This window comes from Pelagimonas varians (assembly GCF_003208435.1).
GTDB classification, from domain to species: Bacteria; Pseudomonadota; Alphaproteobacteria; order Rhodobacterales; family Rhodobacteraceae; genus Pelagimonas; species Pelagimonas varians.
In genome coordinates this window covers 179,066-196,823 of record NZ_QKMF01000001.1, presented here as the reverse complement: position 1 = coordinate 196,823, position 17,758 = coordinate 179,066, and the positions used below count along the sequence as shown (strand labels likewise).

At 57.5% G+C, this 17,758-nt stretch carries 15 protein-coding genes; all 15 read left to right on the top strand.

Annotated elements, in window-relative coordinates; translation table 11 throughout:
* The first annotated feature begins 81 nt into the window (after positions 1-81).
* The 15 genes from C8N36_RS00925 (at position 82) to C8N36_RS00855 (ending at position 17,741) form a co-directional block, all read left to right on the top strand.
* A complete protein-coding gene (locus C8N36_RS00925) occupies positions 82-1,404 on the top strand; it encodes an extracellular solute-binding protein (protein ID WP_097802823.1) in 1,323 nt (440 codons plus the stop codon).
* An 83-nt stretch (positions 1,405-1,487) separates the two neighbouring features.
* Positions 1,488-2,381 carry a carbohydrate ABC transporter permease gene (locus C8N36_RS00920; RefSeq protein ID WP_097802824.1) on the top strand — a complete coding sequence of 298 codons (894 nt, stop codon included), beginning with the start codon at positions 1,488-1,490 and terminating at the stop codon, positions 2,379-2,381.
* A 4-nt stretch (positions 2,382-2,385) separates the two neighbouring features.
* Complete coding sequence (locus C8N36_RS00915) at positions 2,386-3,249, top strand: carbohydrate ABC transporter permease (RefSeq protein ID WP_097802825.1); 864 nt, start codon at positions 2,386-2,388, stop codon at positions 3,247-3,249.
* 4 nt (positions 3,250-3,253) lie between these two features.
* Positions 3,254-4,345 carry an ABC transporter ATP-binding protein gene (locus C8N36_RS00910; RefSeq protein WP_097802826.1) on the top strand — a complete coding sequence of 364 codons (1,092 nt, stop codon included), beginning with the start codon at positions 3,254-3,256 and terminating at the stop codon, positions 4,343-4,345.
* Positions 4,346-4,349: 4 nt separating this feature from the next.
* On the top strand, positions 4,350-5,459 hold the full coding sequence (locus tag C8N36_RS00905) for a mandelate racemase/muconate lactonizing enzyme family protein (protein ID WP_097802827.1): 1,110 nt from the start codon (positions 4,350-4,352) through the stop codon (positions 5,457-5,459).
* Entirely contained in the window at positions 5,459-5,788 is a 330-nt protein-coding gene (locus tag C8N36_RS00900) for an L-rhamnose mutarotase (RefSeq protein WP_097802828.1), read from the top strand. The genes C8N36_RS00905 and C8N36_RS00900 overlap by 1 nt, the downstream gene beginning before the upstream one ends.
* Positions 5,789-5,791: 3 nt before the next feature.
* The gene (locus C8N36_RS00895) at positions 5,792-6,541 is read left to right on the top strand and encodes an SDR family oxidoreductase (RefSeq protein ID WP_097802829.1); all 750 of its coding nucleotides are present in this window, start codon (positions 5,792-5,794) and stop codon (positions 6,539-6,541) included.
* Positions 6,542-6,557: 16 nt separating this feature from the next.
* Positions 6,558-7,400 (top strand): fumarylacetoacetate hydrolase family protein, encoded by an 843-nt coding sequence (locus C8N36_RS00890; protein ID WP_097802830.1) that lies wholly within the window; start codon positions 6,558-6,560, stop codon positions 7,398-7,400.
* Positions 7,400-8,686, top strand: a complete 1,287-nt coding sequence (locus C8N36_RS00885; protein WP_097802831.1) for an L-fuconate dehydratase — start codon at positions 7,400-7,402, stop codon at positions 8,684-8,686. The genes C8N36_RS00890 and C8N36_RS00885 overlap by 1 nt, the downstream gene beginning before the upstream one ends.
* A gap of 167 nt (positions 8,687-8,853) precedes the next feature.
* Complete coding sequence (locus C8N36_RS00880) at positions 8,854-10,353, top strand: DUF4384 domain-containing protein (RefSeq protein WP_097802832.1); 1,500 nt, start codon at positions 8,854-8,856, stop codon at positions 10,351-10,353.
* 146 nt (positions 10,354-10,499) lie between these two features.
* Positions 10,500-11,369, top strand: coding sequence for an OmpA family protein (locus C8N36_RS00875; protein ID WP_097802833.1), 870 nt, complete (start codon positions 10,500-10,502; stop codon positions 11,367-11,369).
* Positions 11,370-11,512: 143 nt separating this feature from the next.
* Positions 11,513-12,484, top strand: coding sequence for a hypothetical protein (locus tag C8N36_RS00870; RefSeq protein ID WP_097802834.1), 972 nt, complete (start codon positions 11,513-11,515; stop codon positions 12,482-12,484).
* A 76-nt stretch (positions 12,485-12,560) separates the two neighbouring features.
* Positions 12,561-16,010: a caspase family protein gene (locus C8N36_RS00865; RefSeq protein WP_097802835.1), complete on the top strand. Its 3,450-nt coding sequence runs from the start codon at positions 12,561-12,563 to the stop codon at positions 16,008-16,010.
* Between the two features lie 14 nt (positions 16,011-16,024).
* The gene (locus tag C8N36_RS00860) at positions 16,025-16,975 is read left to right on the top strand and encodes a trypsin-like serine peptidase (RefSeq protein ID WP_097802836.1); all 951 of its coding nucleotides are present in this window, start codon (positions 16,025-16,027) and stop codon (positions 16,973-16,975) included.
* A 31-nt stretch (positions 16,976-17,006) separates the two neighbouring features.
* The gene (locus tag C8N36_RS00855) at positions 17,007-17,741 is read left to right on the top strand and encodes an OmpA family protein (RefSeq protein ID WP_097802837.1); all 735 of its coding nucleotides are present in this window, start codon (positions 17,007-17,009) and stop codon (positions 17,739-17,741) included.
* Positions 17,742-17,758: the final 17 nt, after the last annotated feature.

Here is a 17,758-nt window from a genome sequence, read left to right as displayed (position 1 = left end):
TATTTTTGAATAATTGATTTATATTCGAATATCGCAACAGCGAGAAATCGTGGACACCAACCACGAAATTGGGAGGAAGTGATGAGAAATTCTAATATTTTAAGTGGCTTACTGGCAGCCACGGCAATTACGACCGTCGCCGAATCGGCTTTGGCCGCTGACTACGGAAGCTTTGATGGCGTCACAATCGAAGCCAAACTGATCGGTGGACAGCAGTATGAAGGCTTGTATGGCCGCATCGCCGACTGGGAGGCGGCGACCGGTGCAAAAGTCGAAATCATTTCAAAGAAGAGCCACTTTGAAATCGACAAAGAAATCAAATCAGACATGGCAGCCGGCACCACAAAATGGTGCGTCGGATCAAACCATTCATCTTTTGCCCCACAGTACGAAGGGCTTTATGTTGACCTGACAGGCAAGGTTGCCGCCGAAACTGTTGGTGAATTCGTTCCCGGCAATATCAAGGCGTCCACCGTTGGCGGCGAGCTGTTGATGCTGCCACGCGCTCAGTTTGACGTTTCGGTGCTGTATTATCTGAAGTCGAACTACACGGATGAGGCCAAAGCCGCGGCGTTCAAAGCTGAATATGGCTATGATCTGGCCGTGCCCGACACTTGGGAACAGGTCAAGGATCAGGCGATCTTCTTTGCGGATCCGCCCAATTTCTACGGCACCCAATATGCTGGCAAAGACGAAGCCATCGTTGGCCGTTTCTATGAGATGGTTGTTGCCGAAGGCGGAAATTATCTAGACGAAGATAAAAAACCGATCTTCAACTCGGACGCCGGTCAGCGCGCCTTGCAGTGGTTTGTCGATCTGTACGAAGCCAAAGCCGTTCCTGCGGGCACCACCAGCTACGTCTGGGATGACCTTGGTCAGGGCTTTGCCTCGGGCACCGTTGCGCTTAACCTTGATTGGCCGGGCTGGGCAGGTTTCTTTAACGATCCGGAATCGTCCAAGGCTGCGGGCAATGTCGGCGTTGCAGTACAGCCCATGGGCTCTGTGACCCGCACCGGTTGGTCCGGACATCACGGGTTTTCGGTCACCAATGATTGCGCAAACCAAGACGCGGCTGTCTCGCTTGTCACCTTCCTGACCAGCGAAGAAAGCCAGCTGGCGGAATCTGCCGGTGGCTCGCTTCCGACACGTTCTGCAGTATGGACAGCCAATGTTGCCGCCGCCGAAGCCGGTGACGATGCCTTTCGCGCGGAATCTTTGGCAGCCTTTGCCAAGGGTGCGGAATACGCCTTTGCCGTGCCGCCTATTCCGGAATGGGGCGAAAGCACCAATATCGTCTTCCCTGAACTTCAGGCAGCGATTGTTGGCGACAAGACCGTCAAAGAAGCGCTCGATGATGCGGCCGAAGCCGTGGACGAGCTGATGCGCGAATCCGGTTACTACTAAACCCCGGATTTCGACAGCCGGAGGGGCGACTTTGTACTCCCCGCCCCTCCGGCTATTGCCCCATTGATCCTGATAGGTGACCCATGCCCCGCCGCCGCTTGCCCGAGTGGTTTCTATTACTGTTGCCTGCGATCATCGTGATTGCCGCAGTGGTTTTGATCCCGCTGATCTTCTCGCTCTATTCCAGCTTTACCCCGTACAAGCTGACGCGGCCGTCGACGCTGTGGAAATGGATTGGAACCTATAACTACGAAAAAATTCTGACAGACGCCAAGTTCTGGGCCGCTTTTGGCCGGACCGTTTTATTCCTGACCATCGCGCTGAACGTTGAAATGCTTTTGGGGCTGGGGATTGCCCTGCTGGTCAACAAGGTCACTTGGGGCCAGCGCACCCTACGCACGGTCTTAATGTTCCCGATGATGTTTTCGCCCATTCTGGTCGGTTTTCAGTTCAAGTTCATCTTTAACGACAACATCGGCCTCGTGAACAATGTCTTGCAATCCATGGGCTTTAACGTCGCCTTGCCTTGGCTGGTGGATGGCAAACTGGCGATGTTCTCGATTGCTTTTGCCGAGATCTGGATGAGCACATCGGTCTTTGCAATCTTGATCCTTGCCGGTCTGTTCGCCATGCCCCGCGACCCGCTGGAGGCCGCCAAAGTCGATGGCTGCACCCCATGGCAAAGCTTTCGCCATATCAGCCTGCCCTTCCTCATGCCGTTTATCTACATCGCCATGACCATCCGCAGCCTCGATGTGGCGCGCGCCTATGACATCGTGCAGATCATGACTGGCGGTGGCCCCGCACGGCGCACCGAGCTTTTGTGGACCCTGATGAGCCGCACCGGCTATGTCGATGCCCGCATGGGGTTGGCCAACGCCATGGGCTATGTGTCGATCTTGCTGTCGATTTTCTTCACCGTGTATTTTTTCCGCAAACTCAGCGCTGCGCGCGCTGAAATCGGCATGGGGGGATAACCACATGGATCGCAATAGAACCCACCGCAATCGCAAGCGCATTCTGGCCGCGCTCCACTTTACCGCTTTGTTCCTGACCATGGCGATCATCTGCATCCCCGGCCTGTGGATCGTGCTGAATTCCTTTCGCCCCACGGTCGAGATCATGGCGAAACCGCCTGTCTGGAACCCGAGTTTCACGCTAGACCATTATCGCGCCATGTTCGGCGGTGCCGGCGAAGGCGGCGTGCCGGTCTTCAGCTATTTTCGCAACTCTCTCATCATCTCGGTCGTCTCGACTGCTATCGCCATCTTGATCGGCATGTCCGGCGGCTATGCCTTTGCGCGTTACAAGTTCAAAGGCAAGTCAGGCTACTTTGTTGGCTTGATGCTGTTTCGGGCGGTTCCGGGCGTGGCACTGTCGTTGCCGCTGTTTATCGTTTTCGCCAAAGTCGGCCTGATCGACACCCATTTGGGCCTGATCTTGGTCTATGTTGCGATGAACGTGCCATTTACGATCTGGCTGACCGACGGATTTTTCCGCCAAATCCCGAAAGAACTGCACGAAGCCGCCGAGATCGACGGCTGCACCCGCTGGCAGGCCTTTTGGAAGGTCGAATTTCCGGTGGCCAAATCCGGCGTCGCCTCGGCTGCAATCTTTGCCTTTCTCACCTCATGGAACGAATTTGCATTGGCATCGCAGTTGACCCGATCTGTTGGATCGAAAACCATGCCGGTTGGCCTTTTGGATTTCACCGCTGAATTCACCATCAACTGGGGCGGCATGTGCGCGCTTGCAGTGCTGATGATTATTCCGGCGCTGATCCTGACCTTCCTTGTTCAAAAACACCTGATTGCCGGCCTGACCTTCGGCGGCGTCAAAGGATAAGACAATGACAGAAGTAACCCTTTCCAATGTCGTCAAAAAATATGGCGCGCATCAGGCGGTCCACGGCATTGACCTTGATATCGCTGATGGAGAATTCGTCGTTTTGGTTGGCCCGTCGGGCTGCGGAAAATCCACAACGCTGCGGATGATTGCCGGTCTCGAAGACATTACGGGCGGTGAGGTGTCCATTGGCGGGCGGGTGGTCAATGACCTGCCGCCACGCGAACGCAACATCTCGATGGTGTTCCAGAACTACGCGCTTTACCCGCATATGACGGTGCGCGAAAACCTCGGGTTCTCGCTCCATATCGCAAAGCAAGAACCGGCGCAGATCAAAACTGCGGTCGATCAGGCAGCCGGCATTTTGGGTCTGGATGAGTTGATGGACCGCAAACCGGCGGAGCTGTCGGGCGGCCAGCGACAGCGTGTTGCCATGGGGCGCGCCATTGTCCGCAGCCCGGATGTCTTCTTGTTTGACGAACCCCTGTCGAATCTGGATGCCAAGCTGCGCACCCAAATGCGCGCCGAGATCAAGAAACTGCACCAGAAAATCGGCAATACCATCATCTATGTGACCCACGATCAGGTCGAAGCGATGACCCTTGCAGACCGTATTGTATTGATGCGCGACGGTCATATCGTTCAGGTCGGCACGCCGCTGGAGCTGTTCAACACCCCCGTTGATACCTTTGTCGCCACCTTTATTGGATCGCCGCCGATGAACCTTGTGGATGGCACCGTCAGGGGCGGCAACATTCAACTGACCGATGGGCAGTCCTTGCCGGTTCCCGTTGGCGCGCGCGGCTTGGTCCGCGAAGGTCAGGATGTGCAATTCGGCTTTCGCGCCGATAACCTGATGCCCCTTGGCCATGCCGTTGATGAGGTGGGCGAAATCCATCAGGTTGATCTAACCATCACCTTGACCGAACCGCTGGGAACCGAAACCATTTTGTTCACAACCTTTGGCGGGATCGAGGTGCAGGCCAAGATGTTCAACCCACGCCCTGTCCGCCCCGGCGAACAGATGACTTTCCGCCTTGTACTGGATAAATGCCACGTCTTTGATGCGGCCAGCGGCACTGCGATAAGGAGCTGATGTTATGACAGTTATCACCCATATCGAATTGCGCATGGTTGATCTGGCCCCCAAGGTAAAGCGTACGGATGCAATCCAAAGCTTTGTCAGCCAGGAAACCCCGATTGTCACAATCTACGACAGCGACGGGGCCAGCGGGACGGGATATTCCTATACCATTGGCACGGGCGGACCGTCCGTCATGGCACTGTTGGAACACACGCTGGCACCGCAGTTGATCGGGCGCGATCCATCGCGGATCGATCATATCTGGCGCGATTTGATGTTTTCCACCCATGCTACGGCTGTCGGGGCGATCACATCACTCGCTTTAGCCGCCATCGACACCGCGCTTTGGGATCTGCATTGCAAAAAGACCGGTCTGCCCTTGTGGAAAGCCGCTGGCGGCAACCGTAACCGCATTCCGCTGTATTCCACCGAAGGCGGCTGGCTTCATCTGGAACAATCGGCCTTGGTCGAAGATGCGCTGGCCATGCAGGAACAGGGCTTTCGCGGATCGAAGATCAAGATCGGATCTCAGCACCTGTCCCAAGATGCCGCCCGCCTATCCGCCGTGCGCGCTGCTGTCGGCGATGGCTATGAGATCCTGACCGATGCCAATCAGGGCTTTACCCTATCCGAAGCGATCCGCCGCGCCCGCGTGTTAGAAGACCATGGCATCGGCTGGTTCGAAGAGCCCCTGCCCGCTGATGATGTCGCCGGTCATGTCGAACTGGCGCGGCGCACCAGCGTGCCGATTGCTGTCGGCGAAAGCATGTATTCGCTGAGCCAGTTCAAAGATTACCTTCAGATGGGCGCGGCCAGCATTGTGCAAGTCGATGTCGCGCGCATCGGCGGCATCACCCCGTGGCTCAAGGTCGCGCATCTGGCCGAAGCGTTTAACGTTATGGTTTGTCCGCACTTCTTGATGGAACTGCATCTGCCGCTGGTCTGCGCCATTCCGAATGCCAAATGGCTGGAATACATTCCGCAGCTGGACAGTATCACCGCCAGCGCCATGCAGATCGAGGACGGTCATGGTATTCCGTCTGATACCCCCGGATTGGGGATTCACTGGGATTGGACGGCAATCGATCAACTGACCCCGACCCAGACAATAAAGGCGGGCGCGTAATGCAACGTATGGGTATGCTGATCGGGCTCAAACCCGACAGGATCGACGACTACAAACGCCTGCACGCGGCTGTCTGGCCAGAAGTGCTGGCACAAATCGCAGGCAGTAACATCCGCAACTATTCGATCTTTTTGCGTGAACCGGAAAACCTGCTATTTGGCTATTGGGAATATCATGGCGCCGACATCGCTGCCGATCTGGCGCGGATGGCCGACGACCCCAAAACCGTTGAATGGTGGACATTGACAGACCCGTGCCAACAGCCCCTAAGCACCCGCGCACCGGGCGAACAATGGTCGATGATGACCGAAGTCTTTCATGTGGATTGAACTATGACCCAGACCTCAGGCCGTTTGGCCGGAAAAACCATCCTGATCACCGCCGCAGGCCAAGGGATCGGCCGCACCACGGCAGAACTTTTTGCCGCCGAGGGCGCGCAGGTCATAGCCAGCGACATCAACCAATCCGCACTGGACGAGCTGGCCGCCCTGCCCGGCATCACGCCGCTTTTTTTGGATGTCACCGATGCAGACGCCGTTGCCACAGCGGCCGCTGACTTGCCGACTTTGGACGTCTTGTTCAACTGTGCCGGTTTTGTCGCCAATGGCACGATTTTGGATTGCACGGACAAGGACTGGGACTTCAGCTTTGAACTGAATGTCACCGCGATGTACCGGATGATCAAACTGACCCTGCCGGCCATGCTGGAAAATGGCGGCGGATCGATCATCAACATGTCCTCGGTGGCCTCTTCTGTGATCGGAGTTCCAAACCGGTTTGCTTACGGCGCGTCCAAGGCTGCGGTGATCGGGCTGACAAAAGCCATCGCCTCTGATTTTGTTGCCAAGGGTATTCGCTGCAACGCCATCTGCCCCGGCACCGTGGACAGCCCGTCAATGCATGGACGCCTGCGCGACACCGGCGATTATGAAACCGCGCTGACGGATTTCATCGCCCGCCAACCCATGGGCCGCATTGGCCGACCCGAAGAAATCGCCGCTCTTGCCCTGTATCTCGCAAGTGACGACAGCGCCTTTACAACCGGCCAAGCCCACGCAATCGATGGCGGCTGGTCAATCTAAATTCAGGAGACTTACAATGAAATTATTACGTTATGGCGCGCTTGGCGCTGAAAAACCCGGCCTGATGGATGCAGATGGCCAGATCCGTGATCTTTCCGGCGTGATTGATGACATTGCCGGCGACACCCTTGGCGATGCGGCCCTTGATAAGCTGCGCAGCGTTGATCCCGCCAGCCTGCCGGTTGTAGATGGATCGCCGCGCATTGGAGCCTGCGTCGGCCATGTTGGCAAGTTCATCTGTATCGGGCTTAACTACGCCGATCACGCCGCCGAAAGCGGCTTGGCCCTTCCCGAAGAGCCAGTGATTTTCTTCAAGGCAACTTCGTCTGTTTGTGGCCCGAACGATGATACCGAAATTCCCCGCACTTCGGTCAAAACCGATTGGGAAGTCGAACTGGGTGTGGTGATCGGCAAACACACAAAATACGTTAGCAAAGAAGACGCGCTGGACCATGTAGCCGGCTATTGCGTCGTCAACGACCTGTCTGAACGCGACTTTCAGCTGCACCGTTCTGGACAGTGGGTGAAAGGCAAATCTTGCGATACCTTCGGCCCCATCGGCCCTTGGCTGGTGACACGCGACGAAGTTGCAGACCCGCAAAACCTGCCCATGTACCTTGAGGTGAACGGCCATCGCTATCAGGACGGCTCAACCGCCACCATGCATTTTGACGTCGCAACCGTGATCTCCCATCTGTCGCAATTCATGTCGCTCCAGCCCGGCGATGTGATCTCGACCGGAACACCTCCGGGAGTTGGTTTGGGTCAAAAACCCGAAGTCTATCTGAAACCCGGCGATAAAATGGAACTGGGCATCGAAGGACTTGGCGTACAACATCAAACCGTGGTTGCGGGCTGATGGTTTTGATCACCGGGCTCAGCACCCATGATCTCAGGTTTCCGACGTCCGACTCGCTTGACGGGTCGGACGCTATGAACCCCGACCCCGATTATTCCGCCGCTTATGTGGTGCTACATACGGATGGGGATCATGAGGGGCACGGGCTGACCTTTACCATCGGTCGCGGAAACGAGATTTGCGTCGCCGCCATCCATGCGATCAAACCCTTGTTGGTCGGCCTTGATCTGGATTGGATCCGCGCAGATATGGGCCGGTTTTGGCGCCACATCACCGGTGACAGCCAGTTGCGCTGGATCGGACCGGACAAGGGTGCGATCCATCTGGCAACCGGCGCGGCGGTCAACGCCGTGTGGGATTTGCTGGCCAAAGAAGCGGGCAAACCTGTCTGGCAGTTGGTTGGCGACATGTCCCCCGAGGAAATCGTCAAACTGGTCGATTTTCGCTACATCACCGACGTCCTGACCAAAGACGAAGCGCTAGACATTTTGCGCCGCGCCGAGCCCGGCAAGGCCGAACGTATCGCCAAGCTCAAGGCCGAAGGATACCCTTGCTACACCACCTCGGCGGGATGGCTGGGTTATTCGGACGACAAATTGCGCCACCTGTGCCGCGAGGCCCGCGAAGCAGGCTTTACCCATACCAAGTTTAAGGTCGGCCAAAATTTGGACGATGACATTCGCCGCCTGACCATCGCCCGCGAAGAACTGGGCGAAGACATGAACCTGATGATAGACGCCAATCAGGTTTGGGAAGTGGATCAAGCCATTGAATGGGTCAAGGCACTAAACTTCGCCCGCCCCTTGTTCATCGAAGAACCCACCAGCCCTGATGATGTGATTGGCCACGCGAAAATCCGCAAGGCTGTTGCCCCGATCAAGGTTGCCACAGGCGAGATGTGTCAAAACCGTATTTTGTTCAAACAGTTCATCGCCAACGAAGCCATCGACATCGTGCAGATCGATTCCTGCCGATTGGGCGGCTTGAACGAAGTGTTGGCGGTGCAACTGATGGCGGCGAAGTTCGATTTACCGGTGTGGCCGCATGCGGGCGGCGTTGGACTTTGTGAATATGTCCAGCATCTGTCGATGATCGACTACGTGGCGATCTCCACCGAAAAAGACAACAAGCGCATCGAATATGTCGACCATCTGCATGAGCATTTTGTTGACCCCTGCGTGGTCCAAAACGGGGCTTATATGGCCCCTCAGGCCCCCGGGTTTTCCATCGAAATGAAACCGCAAACCCTGCGCGATTTTGAGTTTCGGGTTGCACGGGCGTCCTGATTTTCGCGCCTTTTGAATGAACAGAGCCTGCGGAGACATCACGCAGGCTCTTTTTTATTGCACATGGTTCCCCACCGCCGGTGCAAAATGGCCCTTTCAAATCCGCCCCCATAGATTCAACCGCCAAAACATCATATAATTAGAATGTATAAGCGGAGATCGAGTCGATGACGGGTTTCATCCATCGTTTTATTCCACAAAAAGCGCAGCGTTTTGGGCTGGTCCTTGGGTTGGCTGCCGCCTTGAACGCGGCACCTATGGCGCAGGCCGATAGTCTTTCCGACCTGACCGCAGAATTCAGCAACGCTCTCAAAGCTCAGGCGGGTGTGTGTGAGACCAAAGCCAAACTCGGCATCTGGCCATTTGACCCCGCAAACCAACCCATCAGTGCCGCAGCGGCTGACCAACTCTATGGTGACTTGCTGGCCAATCTAATAGCCCAATCAGGCGGGTGTTTTGACGTCATGGACGGCAACGGCATCGGCGCGGTTCTGGCCTATCTGCACAAAACAGGCGCGCTTCGCGATGCGGGCGGCAATCCGGTTGCCGCGCTTGAGGCAGCCAATCAAGAGGTCGATATCGTCGCGTTGCCGCAACTGGCCTTTCGCAATGGAATAGTCTCTCTGGCGCTAAAGGCGGTTGCCAAGGACACCGGTCAAACGATTGCGCAAACCGCCCGCTATGACGTGCCCGCGCAGGTCACCGCATCGGCGATGGTGGATACAGCACGTGATCTAGAGGCGGCTCTTGCTGATGCTGCCCGTGCTTTGGCGGATCAAACCCCTGACATGAACCGCCTGGTTCCGGTTGGGGTTTTCTACCAAGGGTCCGGTGCCCAACCCGATTTTGGCCGCTATTTCCAAGACCGCTTGATCACCGCACTGGTTGAAGGCACTTCCAATACGCTGACCGACCGCAGTTTGCAGATCATCGAACCGGAATTTGACCTCAGCCCCGCTTTGGGGGCGTCCCTGTCGGCCCGTGATCTGGACCCGCTGACCCGTATCGCGGATCGCGACGGATCCGAAGGCTTGTACCAACTGCGCGGCACCTATTGGGTCTTTGACACAGTCATCGACCTGACCCTGACCTTGCTGGACGCCGATGGAGGATCCACCAGTTGGCAAACCCGCCTGCGCCGCGATCAGCTAGGGGACATCGCCGTCGCGCCGCGCAACGCCGGTTTGGATGCGGACATCGAAGGAACCGACAGTTTTGCCATTTTGATGACCTCGCCCAAAGGCGACGATCCGGTCTATCATCCCGGCGAAGAGCTGGTGGTCTATTTTCGCGCTGACCGGCGGGTGTGGCTGTATTGCTTTTATATTGATGCGGTCGGGGATGTGACGCAGGTCCTGCCCAACCTTTACCGCAAGGACTTTGCCGACGGGCACATGCTGACACCCTTTGTGCTGCACGCCCTGCCCGACCCGCGCAAAGATCCGTTCCGGTTTCGCATCAATGCCGACACGCTGGGTGAAGAGCGTTTAAAATGCATGGCCACCACCCGCAATGTCACGGATGATCTGCCAGAGGTGTTGCGCGGGATCAGCTTTGACCCAATTGCGACCAAAACCGCCGCGCAGATCGACACGATTTTTGCAGACCTGCCGGACACTCGGCTGTCTTCCGCCAGTGTGACGATCACAATTGCCCCGTCAAAATAGCGGCACCCGAGGTCCTTGATCCACCTCAAATACAGAAAACCAGATATAACGTAAACTGAATACATCGGCGAAACTTGAAACGGTTTGCTGCTGAATGGTGAACGTAACGAGTGGAAGCCGAATGCATAACAGCAGGAGGAGCCGCTATGCACAAAATATTGACTGTACTACCAACGTTGTTTGCCCTCATTGCTTGGGCACTGCCACCGGCCTACGCCGACACAGTAGAGCAAAACAGCGCCATCGTTAGCGGATCGCCCATAGACGGGTCTCATGCCGACAATGTCACGGCCATCATCAGGTCATTGGCCCCGATTGCGGGGCAAACCACTGCGCCTGTGGTCGGGCACTTGCCGGGGGCCTTCTTGCCACCGGTTGTCCTTGATCGTCCGGTCCAGATCATCATTGATCGCAGGCCGATCATCTTGGATTACCGCTACAGCTTGGATGTCACGGTGTATTTCGCCTATGACAGCGCGTTCCTGACACCGCCTGCGCGGCAGTATCTGGACTTGTTTGGCGAAGCGCTGCGTGCGCCCGAATTGGCGAGCCACCGCTATCTGATTGCCGGTCACACCGATGCGCGTGGGCCCCATGATTACAACATGGATCTGTCCTATCGCCGTGCTTGGGCTGTGAAACGGTATCTGATGCGTCACCATGGGATCGCCTCTTGGCGTCTTGAAGTGGCGGGTTGGGGTGAGATGTACCCACGCGATCCTGCGGATCCCTATTCCGCAGTCAACCGGCGGGTCGAATTCACGCTAATCGATGTGGCCCAGCCGCTTGCACCAGTTGCGCCGCCCGCGGCGGTCAAGCCGATCACACCGCCGCAGGTCAGCGGGCTTTATGTTCCTGCTCTGCCGCCCTGCCCCGTGGGGGTGACCGGTGCCCAAGGCAGTGCTTTGGATCTGGATGATTTCGCCCCCGAACCGGGTGTGGATTGTGATCCGAACCTTGAACGGTCCGGCTCAGTCATCGTGCGGCCTGATGGCCGGATAATCGTCCAGCCTTAACCCCAAAATCGCGGCCCGCCATAGGGCCCCGATCATCCCAACCAATCGGGCCAACAACTGGCCCCGTTTAGATAAACCTGTTGCGATCTTCCGGACTGTTTCTGGTTCGGGGTCCTGAACTGGCCCAAAAGGAGACCTTTTCAATGAAACCTTTCATCAAGGCCTTGATGACATCCTTCATGGCGCTTCCGCTCATGTTGGCTCTGTCTCTCACCGCCGCACCTGTCATGGCGGGCGAACAGCCCAACCTGTTGATTATGGGCGAAGACGCCGACCAAGATACGGTTCCGCGCAATTCACGGGTGTTCAACCGCGTTCTGCTGGCTTTGTCCAACGAAATGCAGCAAATGGGCTTTGCGGTGTATGACGAAACCGCCGTAACCATGGCTGTGACAAATCCGGCCCGCGTGCGCCGCACCGATGCCGAATTGCTGACCGTCGCCAAGCGCGTGCCAAACGTGCCGATCGATGCGGTGGTTGTGTTCCAGATCTATGCCTCGGCTGAACAGAACGTTTATGCCCCCGGTGTGATCGATCTTCGCATCCGCGTCACGGGCCGCATGGTTCACGTGCAAACCGGCCGCGCGATGGGCAACTTCGAAGTGGCCTATGGCCCCGGCGAACTGCCCCCTCTGCCACCGGGTTGTAACCGCGATTGCGTGTTGGAACAGGTCGGCGGCGAAGCCCGCCGGATTGCTGCAGACGTCGGCGCGGTATTGGCAATCAAACTGGATGCCCTGTCACCTGCCCGCGCTCAGGTTCCACTGCAAGCACCTGCACCACAAGCAGGCATGGCACCTGTCACAACCGCACCAATGGCCACAACCGGCTGCGTGGGTTTGACCACCGCCTACACCTTGGCCTTTAGCGGTTTTGCCCCCGAGGAAATGACCCGCATCGAAGAGTATCTGGTTGTTTTCAAAGGCTACGATCACCACCGCCCCGTGCGGGTGACCATGACATCGGCCGAATACTGGTACGAGACATGTTCCGACACTGCCCGTCTCAATCGCAATTTGCGTCTGATGGCAGAGCAGTTGGGTGTCCAAGCCCGGATCTCAATGGTGGGCAACCGCTTTGATGTTCAAAAAATCGGCCTTGGGGCTAACCGCTAACCCTCCCCAAAGCTGACGGACGGTGCTGCCCAGACAGCACCGTCCATTTCCAGGGAATTTGAAAACGGATATCGCTATGTTTCGCACATTTGCCCTTGGCACAGCCTTTCTTTTGCCCATCGCCCTTGGCACCCCCGCCTTGGCTGAATCGCGCGGTCTGACTGTTGAGCTGCGCGCCGCCCCCGATGCCACAGCGCCCGTCGCTGGCCATGTTGAACTATATGCAAACAGCTACGCACTGGTGATCGGCAATGACGCTTATTCCCAAGGCTGGCCCAGCCTGTCCAATGCCATCGCAGATGCCCGCGACATCGCCGCCGGTTTGACCGATCAGGGGTTCGAAGTGACCCTTGCAGAAAATCTGGACAGTGCCGGTTTGCGCGAAACCCTTCGTGAATTTTTCGCCATCCAAGGGGCCGATCCCCAAGCCCGCCTGCTGCTGTGGTACGCAGGTCATGGGCATTCGATCAAGGGCGAAGGGTTCTTGGTGCCCATCGACGCCCCCGCGCCGTCCGAACCTGCCTTTAAGGTCCAAGCGCTGCATATGCGCGACTTTGGCGGGCTGATGCGTCTGGCCGATTCCAAACATGTTCTGGCGATCTTTGACAGCTGCTTTAGCGGCACGATCTTTACCACCCGCGCCGGCGCAGTCCCCGCCGCGATCACGCGGATCACTACATTGCCGACGCGGCAATTCATGACCTCTGGCGATGCGGAACAACAAGTCAGCGATGACGGCACCTTCCGCCGCCTGTTCCTGCGCGCCCTAGCGGGCGAAAGCGATGCGGATTCCAACGGCGACGGGTATCTGACCGGCACCGAATTGGGGCTGTATCTGTCTGATACAATGGTGAATTACACCGAAGATTCGCAAACCCCGCGCTATGGAAAACTGCGTGATCCGGATTATGATCGCGGCGATTTTGTCTTTGCCTTACCTGGCCGGCTCACCGCGCCTCTGGATGACTTCCCGCAATCCGCAGGCCCGACAAGCCCCGATGACATCACCGAAGCCATGGCCGAAATCACCTTGTGGACAACGCTGGTTATCAGCCAAGACCCCGAGGTGGTGCAGACCTATTTGGATGCCTATCCCACTGGCCGTTTTTCAAAAGCCGCGATTGCACGGATCGAAGAACTGAAGGCACTGATCGCCGCGCGTGAAGCCGAAGCCGCCGAACTGGCCGCAGCAGCAGCCGCCGCAGGTGAACCGGTCGCACAGGCCCCGACCGATCCCGCAACAGCCCCTGCAACGGATGCCGCAGCTGACCCGGATGCTGACCCTGACGCAGATCCGCAAACTGCCACTGTCGACATTCCCTTTATGCCCGATCTGGGCGACACGGACCAAGCGCCGCTTGAACTGAAAGGCGGCGTCAACCTGTCCAAAACCGAAAGCGACGGCGGCGAATCCGATTGGCTGCCCAGTGTGTCAGAGGGCGATGGCGACTTCTTTCAGCTGACAGCACGCCGCGACCTGCCGCAGGGCTTTTTTGGCAGCGGCGGTGCTGCCGAAGAGCTGGACGCGCCAGACAAAACCGCAATCCGCGATGTCGGCCCGCAAGGCTACCGCGTCGCGGGCAGCGCTTGGAACATGTCAGACCCCCAAGGCGACAGTCAATACAAAGTGGACAAGGAATGGATTCACATGCGTGCGCCCGGCAGCCACGACATCTGGAACTGTAACCGCGGCCTTGCGCCTATCCTATCGGTGCCTGCCCCAGCCTTGGATACATGGTCTGCACAGGTCTGGTTCCAATTGCCCGCCCGCATTGGCCGCACCCATGTTGGTCTCGCGCTTTGGAATGGGGCCTCCGAAAATTCAAAGGTGCATTCACTTTATTTCGGCCCTGCAGAAACCAAGGGCCTGCCTGTTGGCGGCTCCTACCGCGAAGACTGTTCCGCAGGCAATGGCGACCTCAGCCGCCGCGACGATACGCAAGGCCGGTTTAACGTCGAGTATAGCGGCGGGCGCGGCTGGCTGCGTATGGCCCGCCAAGGCGACACCCTCAGCTTCTATTTCAAATCTCCACATATGCACAATTGGCACCATGTTGGTTCGATGCAGGTCGAAGGCAAAGACAACCTGACCCATGTCGGCCTGATTACAAAGACTTGGGGCTCTGAACCGGTGGTCGCGTCGTTTGCCGATTTCCGCCTGATCCCCGGTCATGCAGATGTGGAAACATGGACACCGGACTACATTGGCAAACTGGCCAATGACGGGGAATTCACCTTCAAGGGCGAGGATTTTGCAGATTTCGAATGGAATGATCCAGCCGGAGATTCCATCCATGAGATCACCGACGATACGGTCAAAATCAAAGCCAGCGGTGGCCGAGACATGTGGAATTGCGACCGCAGCACCGCGCCGATTTTATCCGTGGATACACCGCCCGTTGACCGGTGGACCGCCGAAGTGGATTTTGATCTGCCGGCTCGGATCGGCCGCAGCCATGTCGGGCTTGTTGTCTGGAACGGTGAATTCGAAGATGCCCCCGTGCATAACCTGTACTTTGGCCCCTCAGACACCGGTGATCTGGGTGTCGCAGGATCAAATGCAATTGATTGTTCGAGCGGTGCCAATGACTTGCGCTATCAATTGGGCAGCGAAGGCTTGTTCAACATCAAGTATGGCCGCAGCAGCGGACGGCTGCGCATCTCGCGCGATGGCGACAAGGTTTCGTTCTATGTCAAAGCGCCGGAACGTCGAAACTGGGAACACATCGGCACGACGCTAGCGTCGGTCCGCGATGCCTTTTCCAAGGTCGGCATGATCGCCAAAACATGGGGATCTGAACCGGTTACAGTGACCTTTTCCAACTTTCGCATCATTGCTGGCGAAACCGAACCGGATCGCTGGTTCCCCGCGTACTATGCCAAATTGCGTTTGGGCGAACCTGTAACCTTTGCAGGCACGGATTTCGCAGATTTCGAATGGAGCGATCCAGACGGCAATTCGGTCCACGAAATTCGCGGATCAGCGGTGCGGATGCAAACCACAGGTGGCCACAACGGCGTTTGGAGCTGCAATCGCAATACAGCACCAATCTTGTCTGTCGCTGTGCCGCCGCGCGACGCCTGGGTGGCACAGGTCCGCTATCGGATGGGCACACGCCACAGCAATACCACTGCGGGAATTACGCTTTGGAACGGGGCAGAACACGGATCAACCAAACAGATTACCTTTGGGCCGATCAATCAAAAAGGGCTGAATATTGGCGGGTCCTATTCAGATGATTGCACCTCTCATGCCACTGATCTGGCGCGGCATTCCGGCAACTCCGGGGCGTTTTCAGCACCACAAGGCGGCGACGAAGGCATTTTGCAGGTCGTCAAATTCGGATCCTTTTTCAAATTTCGATACTTCGATCCTGCCACCAGCTCCTGGAGCGAGCTGGGCACCATGGAGACCTCGGTCAAAGACAATTTCAACCGCATCGGCCTCACCGCCACCAGCTGGGGCAGTGAGACCACAGAGGTCGAGTTTCGCGACTTTACTCTGGTGCCGGGCATGTTCAATTGAGGGGAGCAAACGCAATGACACACCGTTGGAAACCTATGGTTCTGGCCGCCGTATTGGCCGCCATATCGGGCAGCGCCGCCGCACAGATGGCGTATTTCGACCCCAAAGACTATGGTCAAACCGACCTTCTGCCGCGCGAAAGCACCGGCAATGCCAGCACCTATATTGCGGCCAACAAAGGGGCCTTTGAGCCGATCCGCGAGTTGCCCTTGGACAACCCCATCCGCCAAATGGCCTTGGCGGTGGGGCGGGTTGATCTGCTCAGCGAAGGGCCTGACGGCACGCGCGGACTGGGCACCTGCACAGGGTCGGTTTTGCCCGGTGGATGGGTGATCACCAACCATCACTGCATTCCCGGTCATGACGGCCATACGCTTTTGGCGGCGTCCATCCTGATTGGCTATCTGAGGCAGGGCGAAGAGGACAACAACCGCTACCGGCTGTCTGTGAACCCCTCTGACTGGCACGAATTTCTTGATTTTAGCCTTGTGCGGCTGACAGACGTCCCGCCCGATGTGACACCGCTTGATTTTGTCGAAACCCATGTTGATCCCGGCGACAGTCTGATGGTCATTCATCACCCGCTCGGCCGCCCGCAGGTCATGACACGGTTCCGCTGCTTTGCCGATAAAACCCAAGAAGACGGCCCGATTTTGCGCCACCGCTGTGACACCCAGCCCGGCAGTTCCGGTTCAATCTTGTTTGACCGGCAGATGCGGCCGGTGGCGCTGCACCACAGCGGCGGGATGACGGAAACCGACGACAGCAGCTTTAACAAAAGCACACGGATTTCCGCAATTCTGGCCCAGTCGGACCTGTTGCGCGACATCGCAGCCCAAGGCAGGGACCAAGGGCACGCCGCCCCATCCCGGCCCGCGGAATCCGTTCGTCCGGCAAACCCATCCAATGGTCTAGGCGCGCCAATGTCGGCCGGCGGTATCAACGATCTTTTGCGCGGCAACTGACCCGCATCCAGTCTTAAAAGGAGAGAGGCATATGAAAAACGCAACACGCAGCTTGAAGCAGGCCTTTGCCGTCGCATTGTGCTTTGGCACAGCCACTATGCCCGCTTGGGGGGATCAATCGGCAGATATCGAAGGTTTGATCACCCAACTGGCGCCGATTGCAGGCCAACAAGAATCCTCGGCGATGCCCGAAGCCGCCGAAATTCGCGGCACCACGGTTTATTTGCTACGCAGCGTCAGCGTTGATCTTGAGGTGTTCTTTGCCCTCAACAGCTCTGATCTGAGCGTGCAAGCGCGTCGGGATCTGGGCGCGCTGGGGCATGCTTTGGCATCAAACCGGCTGCGGCGGTATACCTATCTTATCGCTGGTCATACGGATTCTCGCGGCGATGCACGCTATAACCAACAGCTGTCCGAACGGCGCGCAGATGCAGTGCGGCGGTATTTGATCAACAACTTCCCCATTGATCCGGCCCGCTTGTTATCGGTCGGCTGGGGGGAAAGCCGTCTGAAAACTCCGGCGTCTCCAACCGCTGCGATCAACCGCCGGGTCGAGGTGACCTTGGTGGTGCCCGTTGGCGGCTACCCCCCTTATGACCCCGAGGCCAATGCTGCCGCAGCCCCGGCCCAACAACCGCCCGAAGCTGCCGCGCCTCCTGCACCAACCGCACCTGCAGAGCCAGCCGCCCCAACCGCACAGCCCGATACACAGGCACCGGGCACCATGAACACTGACAAAGACGGCAATATCACCATCACTTGGTAAGCCACGATAAAAATGTG